17 protein-coding genes are annotated in these 25,703 nt (G+C 34.2%); 4 read left to right on the top strand and 13 right to left on the bottom strand.

Features of this window, described 5'->3' with window-relative positions; translation table 11 throughout:
- Window positions 1-756, bottom strand: a 756-nt coding sequence (locus tag E0I61_RS15725; RefSeq protein ID WP_132072599.1) for a hypothetical protein, incomplete at its 3' end; no start/stop codon positions are given.
- A 173-nt stretch (window positions 757-929) separates the two neighbouring features.
- On the opposite strand from E0I61_RS15725, the gene pafA reads away from it, so the two are divergent.
- The gene (gene pafA / locus E0I61_RS15720; protein ID WP_132072598.1) at window positions 930-2,546 is read left to right on the top strand and encodes an alkaline phosphatase PafA; all 1,617 of its coding nucleotides are present in this window, start codon (window positions 930-932) and stop codon (window positions 2,544-2,546) included.
- Window positions 2,547-2,602: 56 nt separating this feature from the next.
- On the opposite strand, the gene lysA is transcribed toward pafA, so the two are convergent.
- From lysA to gltB, 3 genes are all read right to left on the bottom strand, one after another.
- A complete protein-coding gene (gene lysA / locus E0I61_RS15715; protein WP_132072597.1) occupies window positions 2,603-3,823 on the bottom strand; it encodes a diaminopimelate decarboxylase in 1,221 nt (406 codons plus the stop codon).
- Window positions 3,824-3,996: 173 nt separating this feature from the next.
- Window positions 3,997-5,451: a glutamate synthase subunit beta gene (locus E0I61_RS15710; protein WP_132072596.1), complete on the bottom strand. Its 1,455-nt coding sequence runs from the start codon at window positions 5,449-5,451 to the stop codon at window positions 3,997-3,999.
- Between the two features lie 2 nt (window positions 5,452-5,453).
- Entirely contained in the window at window positions 5,454-9,971 is a 4,518-nt protein-coding gene (gltB, locus tag E0I61_RS15705) for a glutamate synthase large subunit (RefSeq protein ID WP_132072595.1), read from the bottom strand.
- Between the two features lie 428 nt (window positions 9,972-10,399).
- Here gltB and sucC point away from each other — a divergent pair, with 428 nt between their 5' ends.
- Entirely contained in the window at window positions 10,400-11,593 is a 1,194-nt protein-coding gene (sucC, locus tag E0I61_RS15700; protein WP_132072594.1) for an ADP-forming succinate--CoA ligase subunit beta, read from the top strand.
- Between the two features lie 232 nt (window positions 11,594-11,825).
- A complete protein-coding gene (locus E0I61_RS15695) occupies window positions 11,826-13,391 on the top strand; it encodes a protein adenylyltransferase SelO (RefSeq protein ID WP_131998120.1) in 1,566 nt (521 codons plus the stop codon).
- A 40-nt stretch (window positions 13,392-13,431) separates the two neighbouring features.
- On the opposite strand, the gene E0I61_RS15690 is transcribed toward E0I61_RS15695, so the two are convergent.
- The 5 genes from E0I61_RS15690 to E0I61_RS15670 all read right to left on the bottom strand — a co-directional run bounded on the left by E0I61_RS15690 (window position 13,432) and on the right by E0I61_RS15670 (window position 17,506).
- A complete protein-coding gene (locus E0I61_RS15690) occupies window positions 13,432-13,953 on the bottom strand; it encodes a hypothetical protein (RefSeq protein ID WP_131998117.1) in 522 nt (173 codons plus the stop codon).
- Window positions 13,954-14,061: 108 nt separating this feature from the next.
- Entirely contained in the window at window positions 14,062-14,526 is a 465-nt protein-coding gene (locus E0I61_RS15685; RefSeq protein WP_131998147.1) for a DUF1456 family protein, read from the bottom strand.
- 58 nt (window positions 14,527-14,584) lie between these two features.
- Entirely contained in the window at window positions 14,585-15,616 is a 1,032-nt protein-coding gene (locus tag E0I61_RS15680) for an aminotransferase class I/II-fold pyridoxal phosphate-dependent enzyme (RefSeq protein WP_131998114.1), read from the bottom strand.
- 6 nt (window positions 15,617-15,622) lie between these two features.
- Entirely contained in the window at window positions 15,623-16,633 is a 1,011-nt protein-coding gene (locus tag E0I61_RS15675) for a dipeptide epimerase (RefSeq protein WP_131998111.1), read from the bottom strand.
- Window positions 16,634-16,684: 51 nt separating this feature from the next.
- Window positions 16,685-17,506, bottom strand: coding sequence for an alpha/beta hydrolase (locus tag E0I61_RS15670; RefSeq protein ID WP_132072593.1), 822 nt, complete (start codon window positions 17,504-17,506; stop codon window positions 16,685-16,687).
- 55 nt (window positions 17,507-17,561) lie between these two features.
- Between E0I61_RS15670 and E0I61_RS15665 the strand changes: the two genes are divergently transcribed.
- Window positions 17,562-17,963 (top strand): excinuclease ABC subunit B, encoded by a 402-nt coding sequence (locus tag E0I61_RS15665; protein ID WP_132072592.1) that lies wholly within the window; start codon window positions 17,562-17,564, stop codon window positions 17,961-17,963.
- On the opposite strand, the gene uvrB is transcribed toward E0I61_RS15665, so the two are convergent.
- The 4 genes from uvrB to E0I61_RS15645 all read right to left on the bottom strand — a co-directional run bounded on the left by uvrB (window position 17,960) and on the right by E0I61_RS15645 (window position 25,453).
- Complete coding sequence (gene uvrB, locus E0I61_RS15660) at window positions 17,960-19,951, bottom strand: excinuclease ABC subunit UvrB (RefSeq protein WP_132072591.1); 1,992 nt, start codon at window positions 19,949-19,951, stop codon at window positions 17,960-17,962. The genes E0I61_RS15665 and uvrB overlap by 4 nt on opposite strands.
- A 124-nt stretch (window positions 19,952-20,075) precedes the next feature.
- The gene (locus tag E0I61_RS15655; RefSeq protein WP_235832142.1) at window positions 20,076-23,483 is read right to left on the bottom strand and encodes a TonB-dependent receptor; all 3,408 of its coding nucleotides are present in this window, start codon (window positions 23,481-23,483) and stop codon (window positions 20,076-20,078) included.
- A 161-nt stretch (window positions 23,484-23,644) separates the two neighbouring features.
- Window positions 23,645-24,754: a FecR family protein gene (locus tag E0I61_RS15650; RefSeq protein WP_132072590.1), complete on the bottom strand. Its 1,110-nt coding sequence runs from the start codon at window positions 24,752-24,754 to the stop codon at window positions 23,645-23,647.
- A 90-nt stretch (window positions 24,755-24,844) separates the two neighbouring features.
- On the bottom strand, window positions 24,845-25,453 hold the full coding sequence (locus E0I61_RS15645) for an RNA polymerase sigma factor (protein ID WP_132072589.1): 609 nt from the start codon (window positions 25,451-25,453) through the stop codon (window positions 24,845-24,847).
- Between the last annotated feature and the right edge of the window lie 250 nt (window positions 25,454-25,703).

Below are 25,703 nucleotides of genomic sequence, written 5' to 3'. Positions count from 1 at the left end.
GGTAAATGATATTTTTTTCCGTTTTACAAATCTAAAATATTGATATATTTTTTCTCTTGTAAATCTTTGTGACCAAAATCTTTCTTTAGTAGCTGTAAAACTATCTTTGGCATCAGTTATTACAGTCATTCCCATTTTCTGATACGATAGTTCTTGCTTTTTTCTCGTATTCTCGTTGTCAATATAGCAGGCTCCAATTAAAATTTCTCCATTAGCATTCAGCATTTTATAGGCAAAGGTGAAAATAGTATCAAATTTTTCATTTTTTGATAAATCAATTTTTTCGGATAATAAATTATAATTTTGAAAAGGGAAGTTTTCAGGATAAAAATTACCTGCTGTAAACCAAGTTGTAATAATCAAATCATACTGCTTTTGTAATTGATTTAATTTTACAGCATCTAAAAAATAAACGGTCGCTTTATCTTCTATATTTAATTCATTTGCTGTGTTACGTGATAAATTAACACATGTTTCGGCATTATCAGTACCGTCATAGAATTTAACCATATTCCACATTTCGGGAATTGCACTTAAATGTTTTACTATTCGAGCATTACCAATTCCGATGTCTAAGATGGTTATTGGACTTCCTTTTTTAAGGTATATTTCCGCAATTACTTTCTTTAGTTCTATAAATTCCGCCCATTGTGCCTGTAATAATTCTTCTGATAAATAATTTTCATCGAATGATTTTTGAGCAGTATTTTTATTGTCATACATTTCCATAATTACTTTATTTAGAAATCTACTCAAATTTAGTCTTTCATTTTGCAATTGCAAGTAAAATATGCGCTTGCAATTTTTAATTAACTTTAGGTGTGTTTTTTTGATGGGTTAAGAATAGATTTATTTATTATTCTGAAGTATTTGTTCAGAGTTTGATTAATCTTTATGTTGTATTTTTGTTTTAAATATAAAAATATAATATGAAAAAAATTATTTTGTTTTTGGCATTTATTATGTCTTTGAACTCACAAGCTCAGCAACGTCCTAAATTAGTGGTGGGTATAGTGGTAGACCAAATGAAAATGGAATATCTGTATCGTTTTTCAGATGATTTTTCTGCAAATGGTTTTAAAAGATTAATGAATAATGGGTATACATTTCATAACATGCATTACAATTATGTGCCCACTTATACTGCACCGGGTCATGCGAGTATTTATACTGGAGCAACCCCTTCTACTCATGGTATTGTGGGGAATGATTGGTTTAATAAAGCTATAGGAAAAGATATGTATTGTACAGATGACGCTACTGTAAAAACAATAGGTGATGGTACAGAAAAGGAGGGTGCAATGTCTCCAAAGAACTTGCTAAGCACCACCATTACTGATGAATTGCGTATGGCTACTAATTTTAAAGGAAAAGTAATCGGGATGAGTCTAAAAGACCGTGGTGCTATTTTACCAGCGGGTCATTTTGCTAATTGGGCATTTTGGTACAGTAAGACTGGAGCCTTCATTTCTAGTACTTTTTATGGTTCTACATTACCAGCTTGGGTAACGCAATTCAACCAAGAAAAGCGATATATGAACTATATCAATACAGGTTGGGATTTGTTGAAGCCAGCTGCTACTTATAACGAAAGTCTTTCTGACGATAATCCATATGAAGGGAAATTAGATAAAGCAAACCCACCTATTTTTCCATATGATTTAAGTAAGATATACAAAGAAAAAGGTGCTGATGTTTTGCGCACGACACCTTTTGGGAATGATATTTTGGCAGAATTAGCGATGATAGCTATAGAAAAAGAAGACTTAGGGAAAGATGATGTTACAGATTTTCTTACTGTTAGTTTTTCTTCAACGGATTATGTAGGACACACTTTTGGACCGCGTTCTATGGAATTACAGGATACTTATTTGCGTTTAGATCAAACTTTGGCTCAGTTTTTAAGCTATTTAGATAAAACGGTTGGAAAGGATAATTATTTACTTTTTTTAACTGCGGATCACGCTGGAGCTGAAAATCCAAATTACCTAAAAGATAATAAATACAATGTAAAAAATATTCCTTCGAAAGACATTGTTGAAGCATTAAAAAAACATTCTAACGAAACGTTTGGTGCTGATTTAATATTGGATTATTCTAACTTTAATCTTTTTTTCAATAAAGAAATAATAAAACAAAAAGGCTTAGAATTGACGAAAGTAAAACAAAGTTTCAAAGATTTTTTGATGATCCAAGAACAAGTTAAAAGAGTGTACACTGAAGAAGAAATTTTAGCTTCATCAGGTGATGATTATTTTTTGAGTTTTATTTCAAAGGGCTTCGATCCAAAACAAAATGGTGATATAGTTATACTTGATAAGACGGGTTACATGCAATACCAACCTACCGGAACTACTCACGGATCACCTAACAGTTATGATACCCATGTACCATTACTTTTTTATGGATGGCAAGTGCCAAAAGGAGAATTGCACACTAAAAAATATATTACTCAAATTGCACCTACGCTTTCGCAAATGTTGAAGATTCCATTTCCTAATGGAACTGAATCTGAAGTTTTGGAAACGTTGTTAGATATAAAATAAATAGTATTGTCATTATTAAAAAAATCCCATTCGTTTTGCGAATGGGTTTTTTTGTTTTAAACTGTAGCGGCTGATACCGGCAACGGAATTTGATTTTTTAATAAATCTTCAAAGGTTTCATGTGCTCTGATTAAATGTCCTTCACCATTTAACCATAATACTTCGGCTGGTTTGTATCTAGAGTTGTAGTTTGATGCCATCGAGAAGCAATACGCTCCAGCATTTCTAAAACATAAAATATCGCCTTCTTTTATTTCTGCTATTTTTCTATTATTAGCAAAAGTATCGGTTTCACAAATGTATCCTACTACGGAGTAAAAACGTTCTTTCCCTTTTGGGTGTGATATGTTTTCGATATGATGTTGTGAACCATAAAACATTGGTCTAATCAAATGATTAAAACCACTATCTATTCCTGCAAAAACTGTCGAAGTAGTTTGTTTAACTACATTAACTTTAGCCAAAAAGAAACCTGCTTCACTTACTAAAAATTTCCCTGGTTCAAATATTAACGTTAATTCTTTTCCGTATTCGGCACAAAAAGCATTGAATCTTTTGGATAATTTTTTACCTAGTTCCTCAATGTCGGTTTCGATATCGTCTTTTTTATACGGCACTTTAAATCCGCTTCCAAAATCTAAAAATTCAAGATTTTTGAAATTTTTAGCAGCATCAAATAAGATTTCGGCTGCATATAAAAATACTTCGATGTCCAAAATATCGGAGCCGGTATGCATGTGAATACCTACGATATTCATTTTTGTGTTTTCAACAATACGAACCAAATGAGGTAATTGATGTACAGAAATACCAAATTTACTATCAATATGACCGACAGATATATTTGCATTTCCGCCTGCCATCACGTGAGGATTTATTCTGATGCATACAGGAACATTTGGATATTTTGTGCCAAATTGCTCTAATATCGACAAATTGTCAATATTTATTTGAACTCCCATAGCTGTAACTTCTTCAATTTCTTCTAATGAAACGCCATTTGGGGTGTAAAATATTTTTTCTGGCTCATAGCCGGCATGAAGCCCTAATAATACTTCTTGAATTGAGACAGTATCTAACCCTGATCCCATTTCTCTTAATAACTGAAGTATTGCAACATTCGACAAAGCCTTCATTGCATAATTGATGCGTAACTTATCTACCTTTGAAAAAGCTTTTGTTAATCTATTGTATTGAGATTGTATTTTTTCGGCATCATAAACGTATAATGGACTGCCAAATTGTTCTGCTAATTGTACTAAGTCTTTTGATTGCATAATTATTAATTTTGAGCAAATTTATTATTCTTTATTTAGTCCCACAAGCTAATGAATGAATTCTAACAAATTGTAACAAAAAGTTATAAATTAAACATTTATTTTAAATTTTATAAAAAAAAATAACCCTTGACAAATAATTTCTGTCAAGGGTTATAAAATGTTATTCAGAACTATAAATTGGGTAAATCACCATTTCCTTTGGTAGGTAAATTGGTATAACCCATCAAGTATTTATCGACTTCTCTGGCAGCTTCACGACCTTCAGATATTGCCCAAACAATTAACGATTGTCCTCTTCGCATGTCGCCTGCAGTAAATATATGAGGTACATTTGTTTGATAATTGGTCGCTTTATAATTGCTTCTAAAATCTACTTCCAATCCTAATTGATCACTTAATGTTTTTTCAGGACCTGTAAATCCAAGTGCCAATAAAGCTAAATCACAAGGCCAGATTTTTTCTGATCCTTCTTTTTCTATCAATTCAGGTCTTTGTCCCGGAGTCATTTTCCAAGCCACTTCAACGGTTTTCAATCCTGTTAATTCCCCTTTTCCATTAGAAATAAATTCTTTGGTATTGATTAACCAGTTTCTGTCACAACCTTCTTCATGTGAAGAGGATGTTTTTAATTGTAAAGGCCAAAAAGGCCAAGGAGTAGTTTCACTTCTTCCAACTGGTGGTTTTGGTAAAATCTCAAAATTAGTAACCGATTTTGCTTTGTGTCTGTTTGATGTTCCCACGCAATCAGAACCTGTATCTCCACCACCAATAACAATCACATCTTTACCGGTAGCCATTACTTGATCAGCAACTGTTTCACCATATAAGACTTTAGTTTGTTGTGTCAAAAAATCCATTGCTTGAACAACACCTTTGCTTTCTATTCCTTTGGTAGGTAAACTTCTTCTTTCAGTGGCACCACCGCACAATACGATAGAATCAAAAGCGTTCAATTCTTCAACACTATAGTTTACGCCAACATTTACATTAGTTTTAAAAGTAATTCCTTCAGCTTCTAGTACTTTAACACGTCTGTCGATAATCCCTTTTTCCAATTTGAAATTTGGAATTCCATAACGTAATAATCCTCCTATAGCATTGTCTCTTTCAAAAACCGTAACAGTGTGTCCTGCACGATTTAATTGTTGTGCAGCCGCTAAACCAGCAGGACCAGAGCCTATTACAGCTACCGTTTTTCCTGTTCTAACTTCTGGTGGTTGTGGTTTTATCCAACCTTCAGCAAAGCCTCTTTCGATGATGTTTTTTTCAATATTTTCGATTGCTACCGGCTCGCTTATAATTCCTAATACACATGATTTTTCACATGGTGCAGGACATAAACGACCTGTAAATTCAGGAAAATTGTTTGTTGATTGTAAAATCTCCAAGGCACTTTCCCATTCTTCTTGATGCACCATGTCATTAAAATCTGGAATCAAATTTCCTAATGGACAGGCACTGTGACAAAAAGGAATACCACAATCCATACATCTTGACCCTTGTTCTTTGATTTTATCTTTGGGTAACAGAATTGTAAACTCCTTATAATTTGATACTCTTTCTAGAACTGCAACATTACTTTCGTCGGTTCTCGTATATTCTTTAAATCCTCCTATCTTTCCCATAACTATAATGCTAGTAGTTCTTCAATTTGTTTTTCTTCGGCTAATCTTTGTAATGCTTTTTTGTAATCAGTAGGCATTACTTTGATAAAATGGTTGCGTTGGTTTTCCCAATCTTCTAAAATCCTTTTTGCCAAAGGACTATTGGTGTACATAGAATGATTTTTTATCAAACGTCTCAGTTTAGCAAAGTCATTCTCTTCTAATGTTTCAAAAGCGACCATTTCCATATTACATAATGTAGCATCAAATTTTTTATTTGGATCAAAAACATAAGCAATACCACCGCTCATTCCTGCAGCAAAATTCCTTCCTGTTTTACCTAAAACTACTACAGTTCCTCCAGTCATATATTCGCATCCATGATCTCCAATTCCTTCTACAACTGCTGTTGCTCCAGAATTTCTCACACAAAAACGTTCACCAGCCATACCATTGATGTAGGCCTCTCCAGTAATAGCTCCATAAAGTGCTACGTTACCAATAATAATATTTTCTTCAGGTTTGAAAGTGGCAGCAGGAGGGACTTTGATAATTAATTTTGCTCCGGAAAGTCCTTTTCCTAAATAATCATTACAGTTTCCATGTATTTTGAATGATAGACCATTTGTAGCAAAAGCACCAAAACTTTGTCCGGCAGAGCCTTCAAAATCAACTAATATAGTATCATCGGGTAAACCTTGTGCACCGTATATTTTTGAAATCTCATTACTTAATATCGCCCCAACAGAACGATCCGTATTTTTAATTTTAAAAGTAACTCTGGTTCTTTCTTTCCTATAAATAGAAGGAATAGCCGCTTTTATAATTTCAAAATCAAGTACATGGTCTAAAGCATGGTCTTGTGTAGTCGTATTATGGTTTGGAACTGTTTTTGCTTTTTCTGGTTTATAAAGGATAGAAGATAAATCCAATCCGCTTGCTTTATAATGTTTAATCGCTTTGTTGACATTCAATTTTTGTGATTGTCCCACCATTTCTTTTAATGTTCTAAACCCTAGTTGTGCCATGATTTCTCTCAACTCTTCTGCAATGAAATACATAAAATTGATGATGTGTTCCGGCGTTCCTTTGAAATTCTTTCTCAATTCAGGATCTTGCGTTGCAATACCTACGGGACACGTATTCAAGTGGCATGCTCTCATCATAATACAACCAGACGCTACTAAAGGTGCTGTCGCAAAACCAAATTCTTCAGCTCCAAGTAAAGCAGCAATAGCCACATCACGTCCTGTTTTTAATTGTCCGTCACATTCTAAAACAACACGACTTCTTAAATCATTTAAGATTAAAGTTTGTTGTGCTTCGGCTAAACCAAGTTCCCAAGGAATACCTGTATGTTGCAGCGAAGTTAATGGTGCGGCTCCAGTTCCTCCGTCGTATCCTGAAATCAAAATTACATCAGCTTTTGCTTTAGCAACACCGGCAGCGATTGTTCCAACACCCACTTCAGAAACTAATTTTACATTAATTCTAGCTTCACGATTGGCATTTTTTAGATCAAATATCAATTGTGATAAATCTTCAATAGAGTAAATATCGTGGTGTGGCGGAGGAGAAATTAATCCAACATAAGGCGTTGAATTTCTAACTGCAGCAATCCAAGGCACTACTTTTTCACCGGGTAATTGACCACCTTCTCCAGGTTTTGCACCTTGAGCCATTTTTATTTGAATCTCTTTTGCATTTGTCAAATAGTTGATAGAAACTCCAAATCTTCCAGAAGCCACTTGCTTGATGGCGCTATTTCTAGAATCACCATTAAGGTCTTTTTGAAAACGTGTAGAATCTTCTCCTCCTTCTCCGGAATTACTTTTCCCGCCAATTCTATTCATGGCAATCGCCAAGTTTTCATGAGCTTCTTGGCTGATAGATCCATAAGACATGGCACCAGTTTTGAATTTTTTTACAATTTCGGTCCACGGTTCCACTTCGTCAATTGAAATAGGATCTAAGTTGTTGAATTCAAATAAACCTCTGATGGTCATCAAGTTTTCACTTTGGTCATTAACCATAGTTGAGTATTCCTTATAACTTTCTGGACTGTTTAAACGAACCGCTTGTTGTAATTTAGAGATTGTAGTTGGGTTAAACATGTGTTTTTCCCCGTTTCTTCTCCATCTGTAAATACCTCCAATTTCTAATGGCAATAAACTTGCAACTTCTGAATTTGGAAATGCTTTTTGGTATCTTTTTTTGATTTCTTTTTCCACTTCCATCAAACCAATTCCTTCAATTCTGGAAGGAGTATATGGGAAATATTTAGAAGTGAATGTTTTATTTAACCCTAAAATTTCAAAAATTTGTGCCGCTCTGTACGAATGTAAAGTAGAGATGCCAATTTTATTCATGATTTTCAGAATCCCTTTTGCAATAGCTTTATTGTAGTTTTTAATGGCATAATCTGCTTTAATACCAGTGATGAAACCCTCATTTACTTGATTGTGAATAATTTCATTCACCATGTATGGATTGATAGCACTGGCACCGTAACCAAATAATAAGGCAAAATGATGTGGTTCGCGAGGTTCTGCGGATTCGATTATGATTCCGAATTTCGAACGTGATTTTAGAATATTCAAAGAATGGTGAATGTAAGAACACGCCAATAACATTGGTATTGGAGCCATTTTTTCGCTTACTCCTCTATCCGAAATAATTACAATGTTACAACCTTCCGAAACTGCTCTGAAAGTCGCCTGAACCGCTCTTTCCAATGCGCGTTCTAATCCGTTTACTCCTTTTTCTATATCGTATAATGTAGAAATAGTTACTGATTTGAAATCAGCATGATCAATATTTCTTATTTTATCTAAATCCTCGTTTGAAATTACTGGATTTTGTATTTTTAATTTTTTACAATGTTTTGGAACAATGTCAAAGATGTTATAATCTCCACCAATCGCTAAACTGATATCAGTAATAATTTCTTCACGAATACCGTCCAAAGGAGGATTAGTAACTTGAGCAAATAACTGTTTGAAATAGTTGTATAAAAGTTGTGGTTGATCTGATAAAACGGCTAGTGGTGTATCATTTCCCATAGAACTTAATGCCTCTGCACCTTCAGCTCCCATTGGGTTTATGATTGTTTTTAAATCCTCAAGCGTATACCCAAAGAGTCTTTGTCTTGTTTCGAAATCAACATTCTCTACAGGAATTGGATTGTCAGTATAAGGAATCTGGGCTAATTGTAATAGATTTTCATCCAACCATTGCTTGTATGGTCGTTTTGTAACAACTGAATTTTTGATCTCGTCATCTTCAATGATACGACCTTCGTTCATGTCAACCAAAAACATTTTTCCAGGTTCTAAACGACCGTGTTGTACTACATCTTCTGGTTTGATATCAAGAACACCAATTTCTGAAGACATAATCACAAAACCACTTTTGGTAAGCGTATAACGAGATGGACGTAAACCATTTCTATCCAATAAAGCACCAATCACATTACCATCTGTAAACGGAATAGAAGCTGGTCCATCCCATGGTTCCATGATACAAGCATTATACTCGTAAAACGCTTTTTTGTCTGCTGACATCGTTTGGTGTTTTTCCCAAGCTTCAGGAACAACCATCATCATGGCTTCCGGCAAAGAACGACCTGTCATCAATAACAGTTCAATTACCATATCCATTGAAGCAGAATCTGATTTTCCTTCTAAAATAATTGGGAATAATTTTTTGATATCATCGCCAAAAACATCACTTTTCATCAATTCTTCACGAGCACGCATACGGCTAATGTTACCACGAAGTGTATTGATTTCACCATTATGACACATGTATCTAAATGGTTGTGCCAATTCCCAAGATGGAAATGTATTGGTAGAAAAACGTTGGTGAACCAAAGCTAATCTGGTTACCAAGTCATCATCTAACAAATCAGTATAGTATCGGCTGATGTCTTCTGGCATCAATAAACCTTTGTATATAATAGTTGTTGTTGAAAAACTGGAAAAATAGAACATATGGCTTTCTGAAATCCTTGAATTTCGAATTGTATGTTCAGCAATTTTTCTGGCAGCAAACATTTTAGCGTTAAATTGTTGCTCGGTAAGGTCCAAACCATTTTTTCCGACAAATACTTGTTTTACGGTGGGTTCTTTTTCGGCAGCAATTTGACCTAAATTAGATACATCAACCGGAACATCTCTCCATCCTAAGATACTTAAATTTTGATCTTTTATAGAAGCTTCAAAAGTTGTTTTACAGAAAGTAACCTGATTGATACTTTTTGGCATAAAAACCATTCCAACTGCATATTCTCTCGTTTCCGGAATTTCAAAATCACATACTTTTTTAAAAAATACATGAGGGATATCAAATAGAATTCCTGCTCCATCTCCAGTTCTTCCATCAGCACTTACGGCACCACGATGCTCTAATTTTATTAAGATATCGAGTGCTTTATGGATAATATCGTTAGACTTAATTCCATTCAAATTACAAATAAATCCTGCGCCACAGTTGTCGTGTTCAAATTCGGGCAAATAAAGGCCTTGTTCTTTAACTTTCATGCTTAATATTTTTTTACAAAATTAAAGATTTCAATAAATATAACACATCAAAAATGCAGTATTGGTTATATTTTTATGGTAAAAAAAGAAAAAGGTTGGATAATAATCAATACTATCATTTAAATACCTTGAAATTGATAATTTGACAATGCGATTTATTTTTAAATGGATAAAACAGTAATAATAGGCTACAAATAGTCTTTTTTGGCATTACGATTTCAATCGTTATAGTGGTTTTTGTTTCTTAAATTCTGTATAATATCACATCATAAAGAATTGAAAAATGCAGGCATAAATTTCATTTATTTTCTACCTAATGTTGTCTTAGTTTTAAATAGGAAAAAAGATTTCTCTATTTAGATGAATTTTGCTATTTTTGTGCCACTTTTATTCTGAAATAAATTCAGAATCCAGACAAATTCTATATTATGAACATACACGAATATCAAGGAAAAGAGATTTTAGCTAGCTACGGAGTTCGCATTCAACGCGGAATTGTTGCGAATAGCCCAGTAGAAGCGGTTGCTGCTGCAAAACAATTAACTACTGAAACAGGTACAAGTTGGTATGTTGTAAAAGCCCAAGTTCATGCAGGTGGACGAGGTAAAGGTGGTGGAGTTAAACTTGCCAAAAACTTACAACAAGTAGAAGAAATTGCAACACAAATCATTGGAATGCAATTGGTAACGCCTCAAACTTCTGCTGAAGGTAAAAAAGTACACAAAGTTTTAATTGCTGAAGATGTTTATTATCCTGGTGAAAGTGAAACTTCTGAGTTTTATGTTTCTGTTTTATTGAATAGAGCTACAGGTCGTAACATGATTATGTATTCTACTGAAGGTGGAATGGATATTGAAGAAGTTGCGGAACATACTCCACATTTAATTTTTACGGAAGAAGTTGATCCTTCTGTTGGATTGCAAGGTTTTCAAGCAAGAAGAATTGCTTTTAATTTAGGTCTTTCAGGTAATGCTTTTAAAGAAATGGTAAAATTTATCGATTCTTTATACAATGCATATATCGGATCTGATGCTTCGATGTTTGAAATCAATCCGGTTTTGAAAACATCTGATAATAAAATTATGGCTGTAGATGCTAAAGTAAATATCGATGATAATGCTTTATACAGACAAAAGAAATATGCTGATATGCGTGACGTTCGTGAGGAGAACCCAATCGAAGTTGAAGCAAAAGAAGTAGGTTTAAACTATGTAGATCTTGATGGTACTGTGGGATGTATGGTGAACGGAGCTGGTTTAGCTATGGCAACTATGGATTTGATTAAGTATGCTGGTTTTGAGCCTGCAAACTTCCTTGACGTAGGTGGAACTGCTGATGCAAAACGTGTTGAAACAGCTTTCCGTATTATCTTAAAAGATCCTAACGTAAAAGCTATTTTGATTAATATTTTTGGTGGAATCGTTCGTTGTGACCGTGTGGCACAAGGAGTTGTTGATGCTTACAAAAATATGGGTGATGCAATTAAAGTACCAATCATTGTTCGTTTACAAGGTACCAATGCAGCTATTGCAAAAGAATTAATTGATAATTCAGGAATGCCAATTTTATCTGCTGTTGAATTTCAAGAAGCAGCTGACCAAGTAAAAGCGGCACTTTCTTAATTAGAAAATTGTTATATATTAAAAAAACCTGTTCGCCGTGGCGAACAGGTTTTTTTTGTGGAATAAATTTATACTGTCGATGAAACTATAAATTGAGTTTTTGGTGTTTATAAATAAAATGATTTTGGTTATAAAATAAAGTTATCATAAGAATTCAATTATGTGTACGGTATCGAATACCTTTGTAGTGTACTAGTCTTAATTATTCTAGTTTATATTAATCTGCTGCCAAATGAAACTTCATATACAAAATAATTTTACCGCAGAATTACCTGCCGACCCAAGTGAGATCAATACTCCGAGACAGGTTGAGCAAGCTTGTTTTTCTTATGTAGTACCAAAACAGCCTTCGAATCCTTCCTTAATTCACGCTTCAGTAGAAGTGGCTGATTTTTTAGGATTATCTCAAGAAGATATACTTTCAGAGGGTTTTTTAAATACCTTTTCAGGGAATACTGTTTATCCTGGCACGAAACCGTATGCTTTGAGTTATGCCGGACATCAATTTGGTAATTGGGCTGGACAATTAGGAGACGGTCGTGCTATTAATCTTACCGAAGTCGTTCATGAAAATAATACCTACACTTTACAACTAAAAGGAGCAGGGCCTACACCATATTCCCGTACAGCCGATGGTTTTGCAGTTTTGCGTTCTTCTATACGAGAGCATTTGTGTGCCGAAGCGATGCATTATTTGGGTGTTCCAACAACACGGTCGCTTTCACTAATGCTTTCTGGCGATCAAGTACTGCGTGATGTATTGTATAATGGAAATCCTGCCTACGAAAAAGGTGCAATCGTTTGTAGAGTGGCTCCTTCTTTTATCCGTTTTGGTAGCTTTGAATTGTTTGCTTCCCGCGAAGATCATGTTAATCTCAAATTACTAGCAGATTTCACCATCAAACATCATTTTTCTCATATTAAAGGAGAAGATGTCGAAAAATATTTAGCCTTTTTTCAAGAAGTAACCCAAACTACACTCAACATGATTGTGCACTGGCAACGCGTTGGTTTTGTTCATGGAGTTATGAATACCGATAATATGTCTATTCACGGCATTACCATTGATTATGGACCTTACGGTTGGTTGGAAGATTATAATTCCAGTTGGACTCCAAATACAACCGATAGACAGCATAAGAGATACCGTTTTGGCAATCAACCTGAAATTGCGCTCTGGAACTTGTATCAGTTGGCGAATGCTTTGTACCCTTTAATTCAGGATGCGAAACCTCTTGAAGCTATTTTGGATGCTTTTAGTACAGATTTCGAAAAGGAGTATTTGAATATGATGCAAAATAAACTCGGTTTACAAATCAAAAAAGAAGAAGATGCTGTTTTAATTCAGAGTTTGACAGCGCTACTTGAAAAGGTAGAAACTGATATGACCATTTTTTTTAGAAATTTAAGTAATGTTGCTAAAGCTGATACGGCAATAACAGCTTTCAATACCATAAAAGATGCTTTTTATAACGAAAAGGATTTGAATGAAACTATCTTGAAAGATTGGCACAATTGGTTTGAGAAGTACAGTATTCGAATCAATGAAGAAACACTTTCAGATTCTGCAAGAAAAGAGCAAATGAATTTCGTAAATCCAAAATATGTATTGCGAAATTATATGGCGCAATTGTGTATTGATGACGCAGATAAGGGAGATTATTCGTTGTTAAATGAGTTGTTTGAAATGCTTAAAAATCCTTATGACGAACAACCAAATTTACAAAAATGGTTTGCCAAAAGACCCGATTGGGCCAGAGACAAAGTAGGATGTTCGATGTTAAGCTGTAGTTCTTAAATTGGATTTGAGCAATATTAAATTACATTGAAAATAAAATCTATTTAACACCGATTTTTTCTTGGCCTCTTAAAATAATGTTATTTTTAGTGTCTAAATTCTCTTTGGTTTTCCCCAAGATGTTAATGATGTCAAATTTAATATCGCTTTTTCTTAAATTATAAAATGTTTCTGAATTGGTGACTTCAACTTCTAAAATATAGTTTCGGTCCAATTTGAAAGTCTCAATATTGTTTTTTATTAATGCACCATTTACCATATAAATGACATCGTTACTTTTGATTTTGGTAAATCCAGATTTAATTTGTTCCAAACTTATAAAATCATATTTTTTGGGGTTTTTGGAAATAATGTAAATTTGACCATGGTATACAGTACCATTTATTGTGGTGTCTTTTTTGATAACATTTACAGATTCAATTTCATTTGGGTCGATGTATTCCATTGAATTTGTCGAAACTAATTTTGAATCAATAAACATGGCTGGTTCTTCAGCTTTATTGTTTTGTCCAAAAAATAGGGCAGTAACAAATAATATAGCGAAGGTTAGAATACATTTCATTTTTGAAAGGATAAATTAGTAATGATGAATAAATATACAGAAAATCCTGAGTGAAAGCTCAGGATTTTTTGTTTAATTTTGTAGAGACGTACAGATCTGCACATCTTGCTATTTTTTATTCTTACCGAAATTAAATTTCACTTTCTCCACTATTTGAACTTTTGGAGTTCCTTTTGTAAATTGTTTTTTGAATGGTTTCTTAGCAGCAGGCTTCGATTTTGAAGGACTTTCGTCACCTCTTGATTTTTCTTCGTCTCTTGGCTTTGCTTTAAATTCAGTTCTTTCTGAAGCTCCTTCTTTTACAGGAATTTGAGCTTTGTGTTTAGCTAAAACATCATTTGGATTTTTTGGATTTTCTTTCGTTCCACGCAAGTGAATTACCAATGCATTTAGGAAGTTACGCAACACTTGGTCACCACATTCCATATAATTTTCATGTTTTTCATCACGGAAAAAAGCACCCAATTCTGATTTAGTGATTCTAAAATCCACCAATTCTAATATTTCAACTATTTGATCGTCACGTAACATTAAAGCTACACGAAGTTTTTTAAAGATATCGTTATTTGTCATCATATTCTAATTTTTTACAAAGGTACGGTTTAAAAGCAATTGCACCACAATTTTAGATTTAGAATTGGTTTTGGTTCAGAATGTGAATTATTGTATCCAAATCTTCTTTTTTATGATTGGCAGTAATTACAATTCTATTTAAATCTCGGGTATCAGTTGGGTATTTAAAATTAGTTACAATAATTTTATTTGTTGCTAAAAGACCATTAAGACCTTCTATTTTTGGATAAATTAGCGGATAATTGGGATCAAAATGAACTGCTTCGTTTTTAATTAAATGAGTATCTAAATAGTTCAGATTGTCTTTTAATTTTTGATGCTGTTGCAAATAAATACTGTCCGCATCAGCCATTGTCTGAACAAATGCTGCGTTCATTCCGGCACTGGAAACAAAAATATCGTGAGTTGCCATATTATTAATAAATTCAGAATCGCTGGCAATTACGCCTCCCGTCAATCCAAAAGCTTTCCCTAAAGATGACACCATGATTTTTCTTTTAATATTGGGCAGATTGATTGTCGAAAAAATCCCGCAACCATTCGTTCCTAAAATTCCAAGTGAATGCGATTCGTCAATAACCAAAGTGATTTCTTTATTTGACGGAATCGAATTTAGAATAGAAAGATCGATTGGTTTTATATGAAATGAAGGAACCGAATCAGTTAGAATCGTAATTTTTTCAGTTGCGTTATCCAGCAAACGAGAATTTAATTTTTCTCCAATAAAAAAAGGAAGACTATTAGACACTTTTATCGCAGGATGTGTATCCGGAAAATGAAAAAAACAATCGGTTTGAGGTGTTAATACTTCAACAACTAATTTTCCCGCCAACATGCCGGAAGAAACTGTAAGTGCAGCATCCGCTTTAATGTAATTGGCTAAAAATCGTTCTCCATTTTCATAAGCAGATAGTTGAATATTGGCACTTCTGGAACTTCCATAAGCAGTTCCCCATTGTAAAATATTTTTGATGAGCAGTTTTTGGAATTCGGGATGCGTTGGTAAACCCAAATAAGCAGTTCCTCCAAAATAGAGATATTCTTCATTTTCGATTTCAATTGTTCGATCCGGAAATTGGTTGACTTTCATTTATATTTAAATTAAAGTTACTCCAGTTCCATTGATTTCAGAATAGTTTATTTTTCCAAAATCTATAGTCACACCGGTTGCAATATCTTCTTTCAAAAGCAATGCGCCATCCATATCTACATAATCCAGTTGTGGCAATAAATGTGCAATCGCAGAAATACCCACGGTAGATTCGGTCATACAACCCACCATCGTTTTCAATCCTAATTTCTTGGCTTCCTGAATCATTCGCCTTCCAGGAGTTAGTCCACCACATTTTACTAATTTGATATTTACGCCATGAAAATGATGGTGACATATGGCTACATCTTCTTCTATAATACAACTTTCGTCAGCAATTATTGGTAAAACCGAGTGTTTGAAAACTTCCTTGTGTCCTTCCCAATTGTCAGCTTTCATGGGTTGTTCCAGAAATTCTACACCTAATTTTTTTAACTCGATGGCATTATTTATGGTTTCTTCCACTCCCCAACCGCAATTGGCATCTATTCTAAAAATGGCATTGGTGTGTTTCCGAAGTTCGGTAACAATAGCAATATCTTCTTTGGTTCCCAACTTTATTTTATAAATCGGCCAAGGCAATTCCTTCATTTTGGTAACCATTTTTTCGATGGAAGCAATACCAATAGTATAATCTGTCAATGGGTTTTTTTCGGTGGTGTAATTCCACAACTCATACAATTTCTTTCCTTTTTTACGAGCATACAAATCATTGTATGCCATATCCAAAGCGCATAACGCAAACATATCGTGTTTTAAATATGGATGAATCTTTGCCCAAAATTTTTCCGGAGTTTCATCTGCAGTGGTTTCGATTATAGTGCGAATTTTTTCTAAATCCTGCATCATAACCGGAACTGTTGTCTTGTAATACGGATTAGAAGTTGCTTCGCCAAAGCCTGAAAAACCATCACTTTTTAATTCCACAATCAAAGAAGGCTGAAAGTCGATCGATTCTCTGGAAATTGTGAATGTATGTTTTAATTTGAGGTTGTATTCTCTTAAGATTAGTTCCATTTGAATCTGATTTTATACTTAAAATTAATTGAGTTTCTTTAAACAATAGATTTAATAACCAAGCCATAACATTGCTTCTACAAAATTATCACGCCATAATTTTTCATTGTGTTGTCCGCCTTTTATAATTTTCTTTTCATTCAAATTAAGGCAGTAACATCTATTTGAGTTTAACAAATATTCCATTTTGTTCAAATCTGAAACCATATCGTCACTTTCATTATCTCCACATAGGAAATAGATTTTAGACTTTATCTTTTTGGATTTTTCAGTCAGATTATAAATGTCTTTACTGTACCAAAATGAAGGGGAAAACACACCCGCTTTTCCAAATATCTCAGGGTATTTTAAAACAGCATAATAGGATGTGAGACCCCCGAGTGAACTTCCCATGATAATAGTGTTTTTCTTTTTAGCTTTGGTTCGATATGTTTTGTCGATTTGTGGTTTTAATGTTTTTACGATAAATTCTAAATAACTGTCTGCTTTTCCACCACCATATTTCTCGTTTTTAAAAGGTGTTAATTCATCGATTCGTTTGTCTTTTCCATGTTCGATTCCTACAACAATAACTTGTGCTTTTACACTGTCCAGTTTTTCATCTACATTCCATTCACCCGAATAAGAAGTTTTAGCATCAAATAAATTCTGAGCATCGTGCATGTAAATTACTGAGAATTTCTTTTTTGACGTTAAATAATTTTCAGGCAAATACACCCAGATTTTCTTTTCCATCTGAAGTTGTGGTGCTTCAATAGTAAAAGTAGAAACTTGTTTTGAAGCTGTACTTTGTCTCGACTCTTTAGAGTCCTGAGCAGTAATTTTTGCTATTGTAAAAAAGAAAAGTAGCAATAGGAGCAGTGGTCGAATCATTATTAGTTTTGTGTTTTGATTTAAAAATAATATTTTAGCTAAAAATAATAATTTGATGAATACATTCGAAGAAAAGAGGAGTTTACTTTTGGAGATGATTGCCTTTTCCACTGTTGATGGACATCTGCATAAGAGAGAATATGATTTTCTAGCAATTATTGCTAATGAGTTGAGTTTCGAAATAGATATTTTTAAAGATTTATTTCATCAGGAGTTACCACAATTACCTATTAAATCGGAGTTTTTACGCATACAACAATTTTACAGATTAGCCTTGTTAATGTATAGTGATGGAATTTTACATGAAAAAGAAATGACTACTATTCAGCAAATAGCTATTGATATGGGACTTAATCCAATAGCTACAAAACGAATTCTTAAGTTGATGAATGAAGCACCAAATGCAATTATTGATGGCGAGATTTTATTGAATGTTTTTCAGGAACAACATAATTAAGTCAATTGTCCTTGCAGCGCTTTTATCTCATCACGTAATTTTGCCGCCTGCATAAAGTCTAATTCTTTTGCCGCTTTCTCCATGTTTTTTCGTTTTTCACGAATGCGTTTTTCAATATCCGGTTTTGATAAATATTCTATTATAGGTTCCGCTGCAGTATTCAAAGTGTAACCCAATTCATAATCTGCTAAAGGATTTTTGGTAAAGGCGCTCTCGATTTTTTTATTTAAGGCCTGTGGAACCAAATTATTTGCAGTATTGTAATTAATTTGTTTGGTTCTGCGATAATTCGTTTCGTCAATGGTTTTTTGCATGCTTGCCGTAATTTTATCAGCATACATAATCGCTTTTCCATTTAAGTTTCTTGCTGCACGACCAATTGTTTGCGTAAGCGAACGGTGGCTTCGTAGAAAACCTTCTTTATCTGCATCTAAAATTGCTACCAATGAAACTTCCGGTAAATCCAAGCCTTCACGAAGTAAATTTACACCAATTAACACATCAAAAATTCCTTTTCGTAAATCTTGCATGATTTCGATTCGTTCCAATGTATCTACTTCAGAGTGAATATAACGGCAACGAATATTGACTTTTGTCAAATATTTGGCTAATTCTTCTGCCATTCTTTTGGTTAAAGTCGTCACCAAAACACGTTCGTCAATTTCGGCTCGAACCTGAATTTCTTCAATTAAATCATCAATTTGGTTTAAACTTGGTCGAATTTCAATGATTGGATCCAACAATCCTGTCGGACGAATCACTTGCTCTACAACAACACCTTCGGTTTTTTGTAATTCATAATCGGCTGGTGTTGCTGAAACATAAATCACCTGATTTTGCATCGCTTCAAATTCTTCAAACTTCAAAGGGCGATTGTCCATTGCTGCAGGAAGTCGGAAACCATATTCCACTAAATTTTCTTTTCGGCTTCTGTCTCCGCCATACATAGCACTAACTTGGGAAAGTGTTACGTGACTTTCATCTACCACCATTAAATAATCTTTAGGAAAATAATCCAGCAAGCAAAAAGGTCTTGTTCCTGGTAAACGGCCGTCAAGGTAACGGGAATAATTTTCAATTCCGGAGCAATAACCGAGTTCACGGATCATTTCCAAATCAAAATTGGTACGTTCTTCCAATCGTTTTGCTTCTAAATGTTTTCCGATTTCCTTGAAATAGTCGACTTGTTTCACTAAATCCTGTTGAATTTCCCATATAGCACCCTGCAACACATCTGGGGAAGTCACAAACATATTAGCCGGATAAATTGTCAGTCTATCAAATTTTTCTATAACCTGAGAATTCTTTGTGTCGAAACTTTCAATTTCCTCGATTTCATCACCAAAAAAATGAACTCGGTAGGCCTCATCGGCATAACTTGGATAGACATCTACTGTATCTCCTTTTATCCTGAAACTTCCAGGATTAAAATCGGCTTCAGTTCTGGAATATAAACTTTGCACCAGTTGATGCAATAATTTGGTTCGGGAAATGATTTGTCCCTTCTCAATTGGAATTAAGTTTTTCTGAAATTCTATAGGATTTCCAATACCATACAAACACGAAACCGATGCCACTACCAAAATATCTCTTCGTCCGGAAAGCAACGAAGCAGTTGTTGACATTCGCATTTTTTCCAGTTCTTCATTGATGGATAAATCCTTTTCAATGAAAACGCCGGTAACGGGCATAAAAGCTTCTGGTTGGTAGTAATCGTAGTAGGAAACGAAATATTCTACGGCATTATTAGGGAAAAACTGCTTGAATTCTGAATACAATTGTGCCGCTAAAGTTTTGTTATGTGCCAAAACTAATGTTGGTCTTTGTACTTCCTGAATCACATTGGCCACCGTAAATGTTTTTCCGGATCCGGTAACTCCTAAAAGGGTTTGGAATTTATCACCATCAATAATTCCCTGAGTCAATTTTTCAATCGCTTGTGGTTGGTCGCCTTTGGGCTGGTAATCTGATACTACTTGGAAATTCATTTGATTAAGTGGCAAAGTTTTAGAGCTGCAAAGGTACAAAGTTTGGATTCTTTTTTTACCAAAGTTTAAGCCAAAAAAAACCATCCTGTTTTAGCAGGATGGTTCTATTATAAAAAAATAATTCTTAGAAACTGAAGCTTAATCGGGCAAAAACGAAACGACCGTTTTGACCAAATTGAGACACGTTTCTGGAATACGCAAACTGGTTGGCATTTGATAAATCTATTGTCGCTGGGGCTGCTGTATAATCAATAGCTCCTGATACTAATCTAGGTTTGATTGCAGTTTGTGTTCCAAGATTTAGATCTGGATAAATATCAAAAATATTATTGGCACCAATAACAATTTTCGCTGCCTCGGTAATTTTAAAACCTACGGATAAATCAGTAATGATTTTTGCACCCCAAATTGGGTGCTCAACTTCTACCGCTTGACCGTTTACTATAATACCTTCAACTCTTCCATCTCCATTTACGTCTGCAGTATTTGGATCCGTTACTTTACCAAAATAAACATTTCTCAAGAAGAAATCGAATTTTTTATAAGAAAGAGAATTGGTTAAATTAGCTTTTACTCTAGGAATTGCTTCTTGTAAGTATACTCTACTTGTTTCAGAATAGTATCTGTTTACCTGACCCGCAGCTTCTAATACTGGGGAAGCATGAATTTCTCCCACTCTGTAGGTTTTAGAAAAAGTCCCTGATAAATCAGTTTTTAAAGAGACGTTATTTCCAAAACTTGTTTTATGACTTATTACAACATCAATTCCTTTTGATTCCGTGTCAATTGCATTAGCAAAAAAAGTCGCTGCAGTTGCTCCTGCAGTATCAAATAATGCATTCAAAATTGCATTTGGCGATCCAGCTGCAGGAGTTCCACCCGGTCTTGAAAATTGATCTGTAAGAACCACTCTGTCCTCAATTTTTACAACATATGCATCAGCAGTAAAAGTAATATTGGCAGCTGGAATTTTTGCAGTAAACCCAATACTTGCACTTTGCGATTCCTCTTGTTTCAATTTAGGAATTCCTAATAATTGTGCCGCTTGCGAATCATTACTGAAAGTTCCAACTTCAAATGGTACGCCACCTACAAATTGTGTAGCGGTTGAATTGAAATAAATTTGGTGTAATGATGGTGCTCTAAACCCTGTTGAAACGGCACCACGTAAGTTGATGTTGTCTGTTATTTTGTAACGGGAAGCTAATTTAAAATTAGTGGTGTTTCCAAAATCAGAATAATTCTCAAAACGAACTGCTCCATTTACTAACCATTTACTGGTTACATCTAGTTCTAAATCAGTATAAACAGCAACACTATTACGCCCTTTGTCAATAGCATTTGCAGGTCTGAAACCTGGGAAAACTTGTGCGCCACCTGGTCTGGTTGCCCCGTAAAAATCAGTTACCTTAATATTGGCAGGAGTTGTTCCAGTTACAACACCTCCATTGATGTCATATAGATTGTATGAATCTGGTACACCTGCATTGATTGTGAAGTTTTCATGACGGTATTCCGCACCAAAGGCAACGTTTAATCCTTCCAAAACATCAAATTTTCTGTTTATGTCAAAATTTGTTGTGTTTTGGGCGAAAGCCAAACCACCAGCATCAAATTCAGTTGGAGAATTTTCCCTTAAAGAGGCGTTTACTGTATTTTCGATATTGTAATCAAAAGCATTTCTTCCAAAGGTATTGCTTAAGTCAAAATTCCAATTTTTGAATAGCATACCTCTAAGACCAGCAGCAACTGAGATATCGTTGATTGTAGAATGTATCTCTGGTAAAAATCCGTTTGGATACAATCCCGTGTATGATCTGGCTTGATTAGGTCTTCTGTAAAAACCGGCTGCTTCTCCGGTTCTATAACTGGTTCCACCAAAAGCATAGGCTTCCAATTTATCATTGATTGGATAAGCAGCATTCAAAAAGAACTGAGCACTTTGCAATGAAGATTGACCCACTCTCATATTGAAATTGTTTCTTTCAAGACCTCTGTATGCTAATTCACCTGCTGTAGCATCAAAGTTCAATGCGGTTTGCATTTGTGAAATATTTGTTGCGCCAAGTATTGCTGTTTGTTGTGCGCCTGTAAAATAACCCACTTGTGGAGCATACTGTTTTATTGTGGTAAGTATTTGTGTTGTATTTGGAGTATTCGTTATGTTTCCAAATAAAGCATTGATATTTGTTCCGGCTTCAGCAGCTCTTTGTTCTACAGCATTGTATGCGTTGAATAAGTTGCCAGTAACCTCTTTTGCTCTGCTTGTAGCATCTCTAAGTTGGAAGCTAGCTGTTGCATTAATAAAACTTTTTTCTTTGCCAAGACCAGTACCGTAGTTTAAATCTAGTTGGTAGTTGTTACCGTCATTCCCTCCTGTGTGGTCGTTTGCATTTTTAGAAAAGTTACTTCCGGCAAAAAGAGCAACATCTAATTTATTGGTGTTTTTCTTTACGTTAATATTGATTACACCCGCAATAGCGTCAGATCCATATTGTGCAGACGCTCCATCTCTCAAAACCTCAATTTTTTCGATAGCAAAAGCAGGAATAGCATTTAAATCAGTTCCTACCGATCCTCTTCCTGGTGAACCATTAATATTTACTAAAGAAGAAGTATGTCTTCTTTTTCCGTTAACCAATACCAATACTTGATCTGGTCCTAAACCTCTTAATTGTGCAGGGTCAATGTGATCCGTTCCATCAGCTACAGTCGTAGTATTTGATGTAAACGATGGCGCAACCATGTTCAAAATTTGATTTAAGTTAACTTGCGGACCTTGTGAAGCAATGTCTTTCATAGAAATCACATCAATAGGCACTGCAGATTCTGTTACAGTTCTTGCAGGATTACGTGAACCTATCACAACAACATCTTGTAGTGTTTCGCCACTTCCCGTTAAAGTAACGTTTAATGTAGTTCCTGTTACTGTTACCGATTTAGTTTCAAGTCCCACATAAGAAAATTGCAATACGTCTCCAATTTCAGCACTAATGGTATAATTACCATCTATATCAGTTGTTGTACCTTTTGTAGTTCCTTTTACAAGAATAGTTACGCCAGGTAAAGATTCCCCTTTTTCATCCACTACACGGCCTTTAATGATTTCGGCAATTGTATTTTGATTTAAAGTCGAGAAAACTTCTCCATTAATCCCAGCTTTGGTAATTCCTTCCTTTTGTAAAATAATTTGATTGCTTACTTCGGTATAATTAATTTTTAGTGGTTTTAAAATGCGCGTCAGCACACTTGACAATGCTTCATTATTAGCATAAACACTTACTTTTTGATTCAATTGTGACATTCTCGAATTGTACGAAAATTTCACATGAGCCAATTTTTCAAGTTTAGTCAGCGCTGTATCTAAGTTCAAATCGGTCACGGTAATAGTTACCTTTGTGTCCAGTTTTTTTTGACCTCTGATATTATTCGCTATTGTTACACTTGAAAAGACAAGGGCTAAAACAAATTGAAATAAGGTTATTTTCATAATTCGGATTAGTAGTCGTTGTTTAAGGACGGTTTTTTTCATAGTTTTGGTCTGTTTTTATTAATATTCGTTAGTTTGGTTATTGGTAGAACACAGCAATTACTCTTTACAGAGAGCGAATTGATTTTATTCAAGGCGTCGGGAATGTTACAGCATTTTCGGCGCTTTTTTATTGTATACTTTAATTCATAGGCAAGATAATGTTAGTTACATCCATCTGATATAATAATAATTTGGTTTCCATTCATTTCATAACTCGTATTGTTGCCAAGACTTTTACAAATAATTTTAAGCTTTTCAGACAAAGGCTGATCCGTTAAAGATGTTGTGAGATAGCAGTCTTTTAATTTTGTTTGAGGAAAATCAATTTTCACTAAATAAGCTTGTTCAATAGTTTTGAAAATTTGTGTCACAGGAATATCTGTGAATTCAAATCCCAATTGCTCTATATTGCTGGTGGAACGACTCAATGATTCATCCTGTGTGATATCGGTAATTTTATTAAAACTTAAATTTTTCCGAACGAATCGTAGGGCTTGATTTGGTAATAAAACAATCAATTCGTCTTTTGGATTTGAGATTAATTCATTAGATCTTACTTTTACTTTTCCAGTTCGAACCACAACTTCCACATTTGGCTGATTAGCGTATGCTTTTATTTTAAAACTGGTTCCTACTACTTTTGTAACAATTTCATTTGCAAAGACAAAAAATGGTTTTTTAGGATCTTTACTGATTTCAAAAAAGCCTTCACCAGAGAGGTACACTTTTCTTTCATTGCCCATAAATATTTTAGGATAACTTAATTTACTGTTGGGTTGTAATAAAACAGAACTACCATCGGATAACGTTATTATTTGTGGTTTGTCTGAATTATTAGTTTGTTCAACCAGACCTTCCTCATTTTCATAGATAAGTTCACTATAACTAAGTACCGAGTTTTCAGCAGTGTTGCTTTGATTGTACAACCAGCCGGATAAAAGACTTAAAATCAAAACTGCAGCAACTCCGTTAAACCATTTTTTTCTCAAAAGTTTAAGAACTGGTTTTTCCTTTTTATTTTCTTCTTTTCTTTCAATTTTTCCCCAAGTGGCTTCCAGAGCATCTTGAACTTCATCCGTAGCTAAATCATCATTAGGAACTTTCATTGCTAACAACCATAATCTGGCCTCTTCTACCAATTTAGCACGACTGGAATTTTCTAAAGTCCATTCTTCCCAATCTTGTTGGTCGTCTTTGAAACACACCCATAATCGGAATGATTCATCAGCTAAAAAGTGTTCTATCTCGGTATAATTGTTACGTTGTTGCATCAAAAAAAGGGGTTACAATTATATAGAGGACCATTTCTTTAATTGATACTCACTAAATTGTATATTTTTTTGAATTTATTTTTTAGAAAACTAAAATGCGAATGAAAATAGTGCTAAAATAAAGAAGATATTTCCTTTCCACTCTTTGCGTAAGCTTAACAAAGCACGGTGTAAAAGATTGTTTGCCGATTGATAATTAATGTCAAGTGTATCCGCAATTTGGTCTACGGTAAGTTCTTGGTTGTAACGAAGATATAAAGCCTCTTTTTGTCGAGATGGCAAATCATTAATCAGATGATTGAGATGTGACACTTTAGAAGCTGTCGTTTCATCTGCGATAAGGTCATGTTCAATAGAAAAATCAAATAAAAATTCAACGGTATCTATGGAACTACTAAGGCGAAAAATACGATCTCGTTCTTGTGATCTTGTAATTCGCTTGCGAACACATGCCAATAAATAGGCTTTTACGACCACTTTATCATGCAGTTTGTCTCTGTAAATCCAAATATCTGTAAAAACATCTTGAACACAGTCTTGTACTTTTTCAGGAAAAGGAATAAAGGAATTTCCATAACGGACTAAATGAGGATAATGTCTTTTAAAAAGTATTGAAAAAGCATTTTCATTCCCTTCCTTCAGACTGTTCCAAAGTGTGGAGTCATCTAGTATTTCGGTATGTAGTAGTTGCCTTTTCACAATTTAGTTTGAATTAGTTCATTGGTTTTATGCGAAATTTTGATAAACGTATTTTGGGATTAAATGTCAAAAAAATAAAATAAAAAAGATAATAAATGGGGGGTGTTGTTATCTTGTTTTAATAGTTTTTTTGTTTAAGAATTACGATTTTAAGTTAATGGTTTAATGAATCGTAAAGGAATATCTTTATGTTTATTTAAAGATTTATTTATCAAACTTACGTAAATTTAAGTTGAATTTTATTTTTTTT

Source organism: Flavobacterium ranwuense (assembly GCF_004349315.1).
Lineage (GTDB): Bacteria > Bacteroidota > Bacteroidia > Flavobacteriales > Flavobacteriaceae > Flavobacterium > Flavobacterium ranwuense.
Note: the sequence above shows the minus strand (reverse complement) of the source record. Positions and strands in the feature narration are given on the sequence as shown.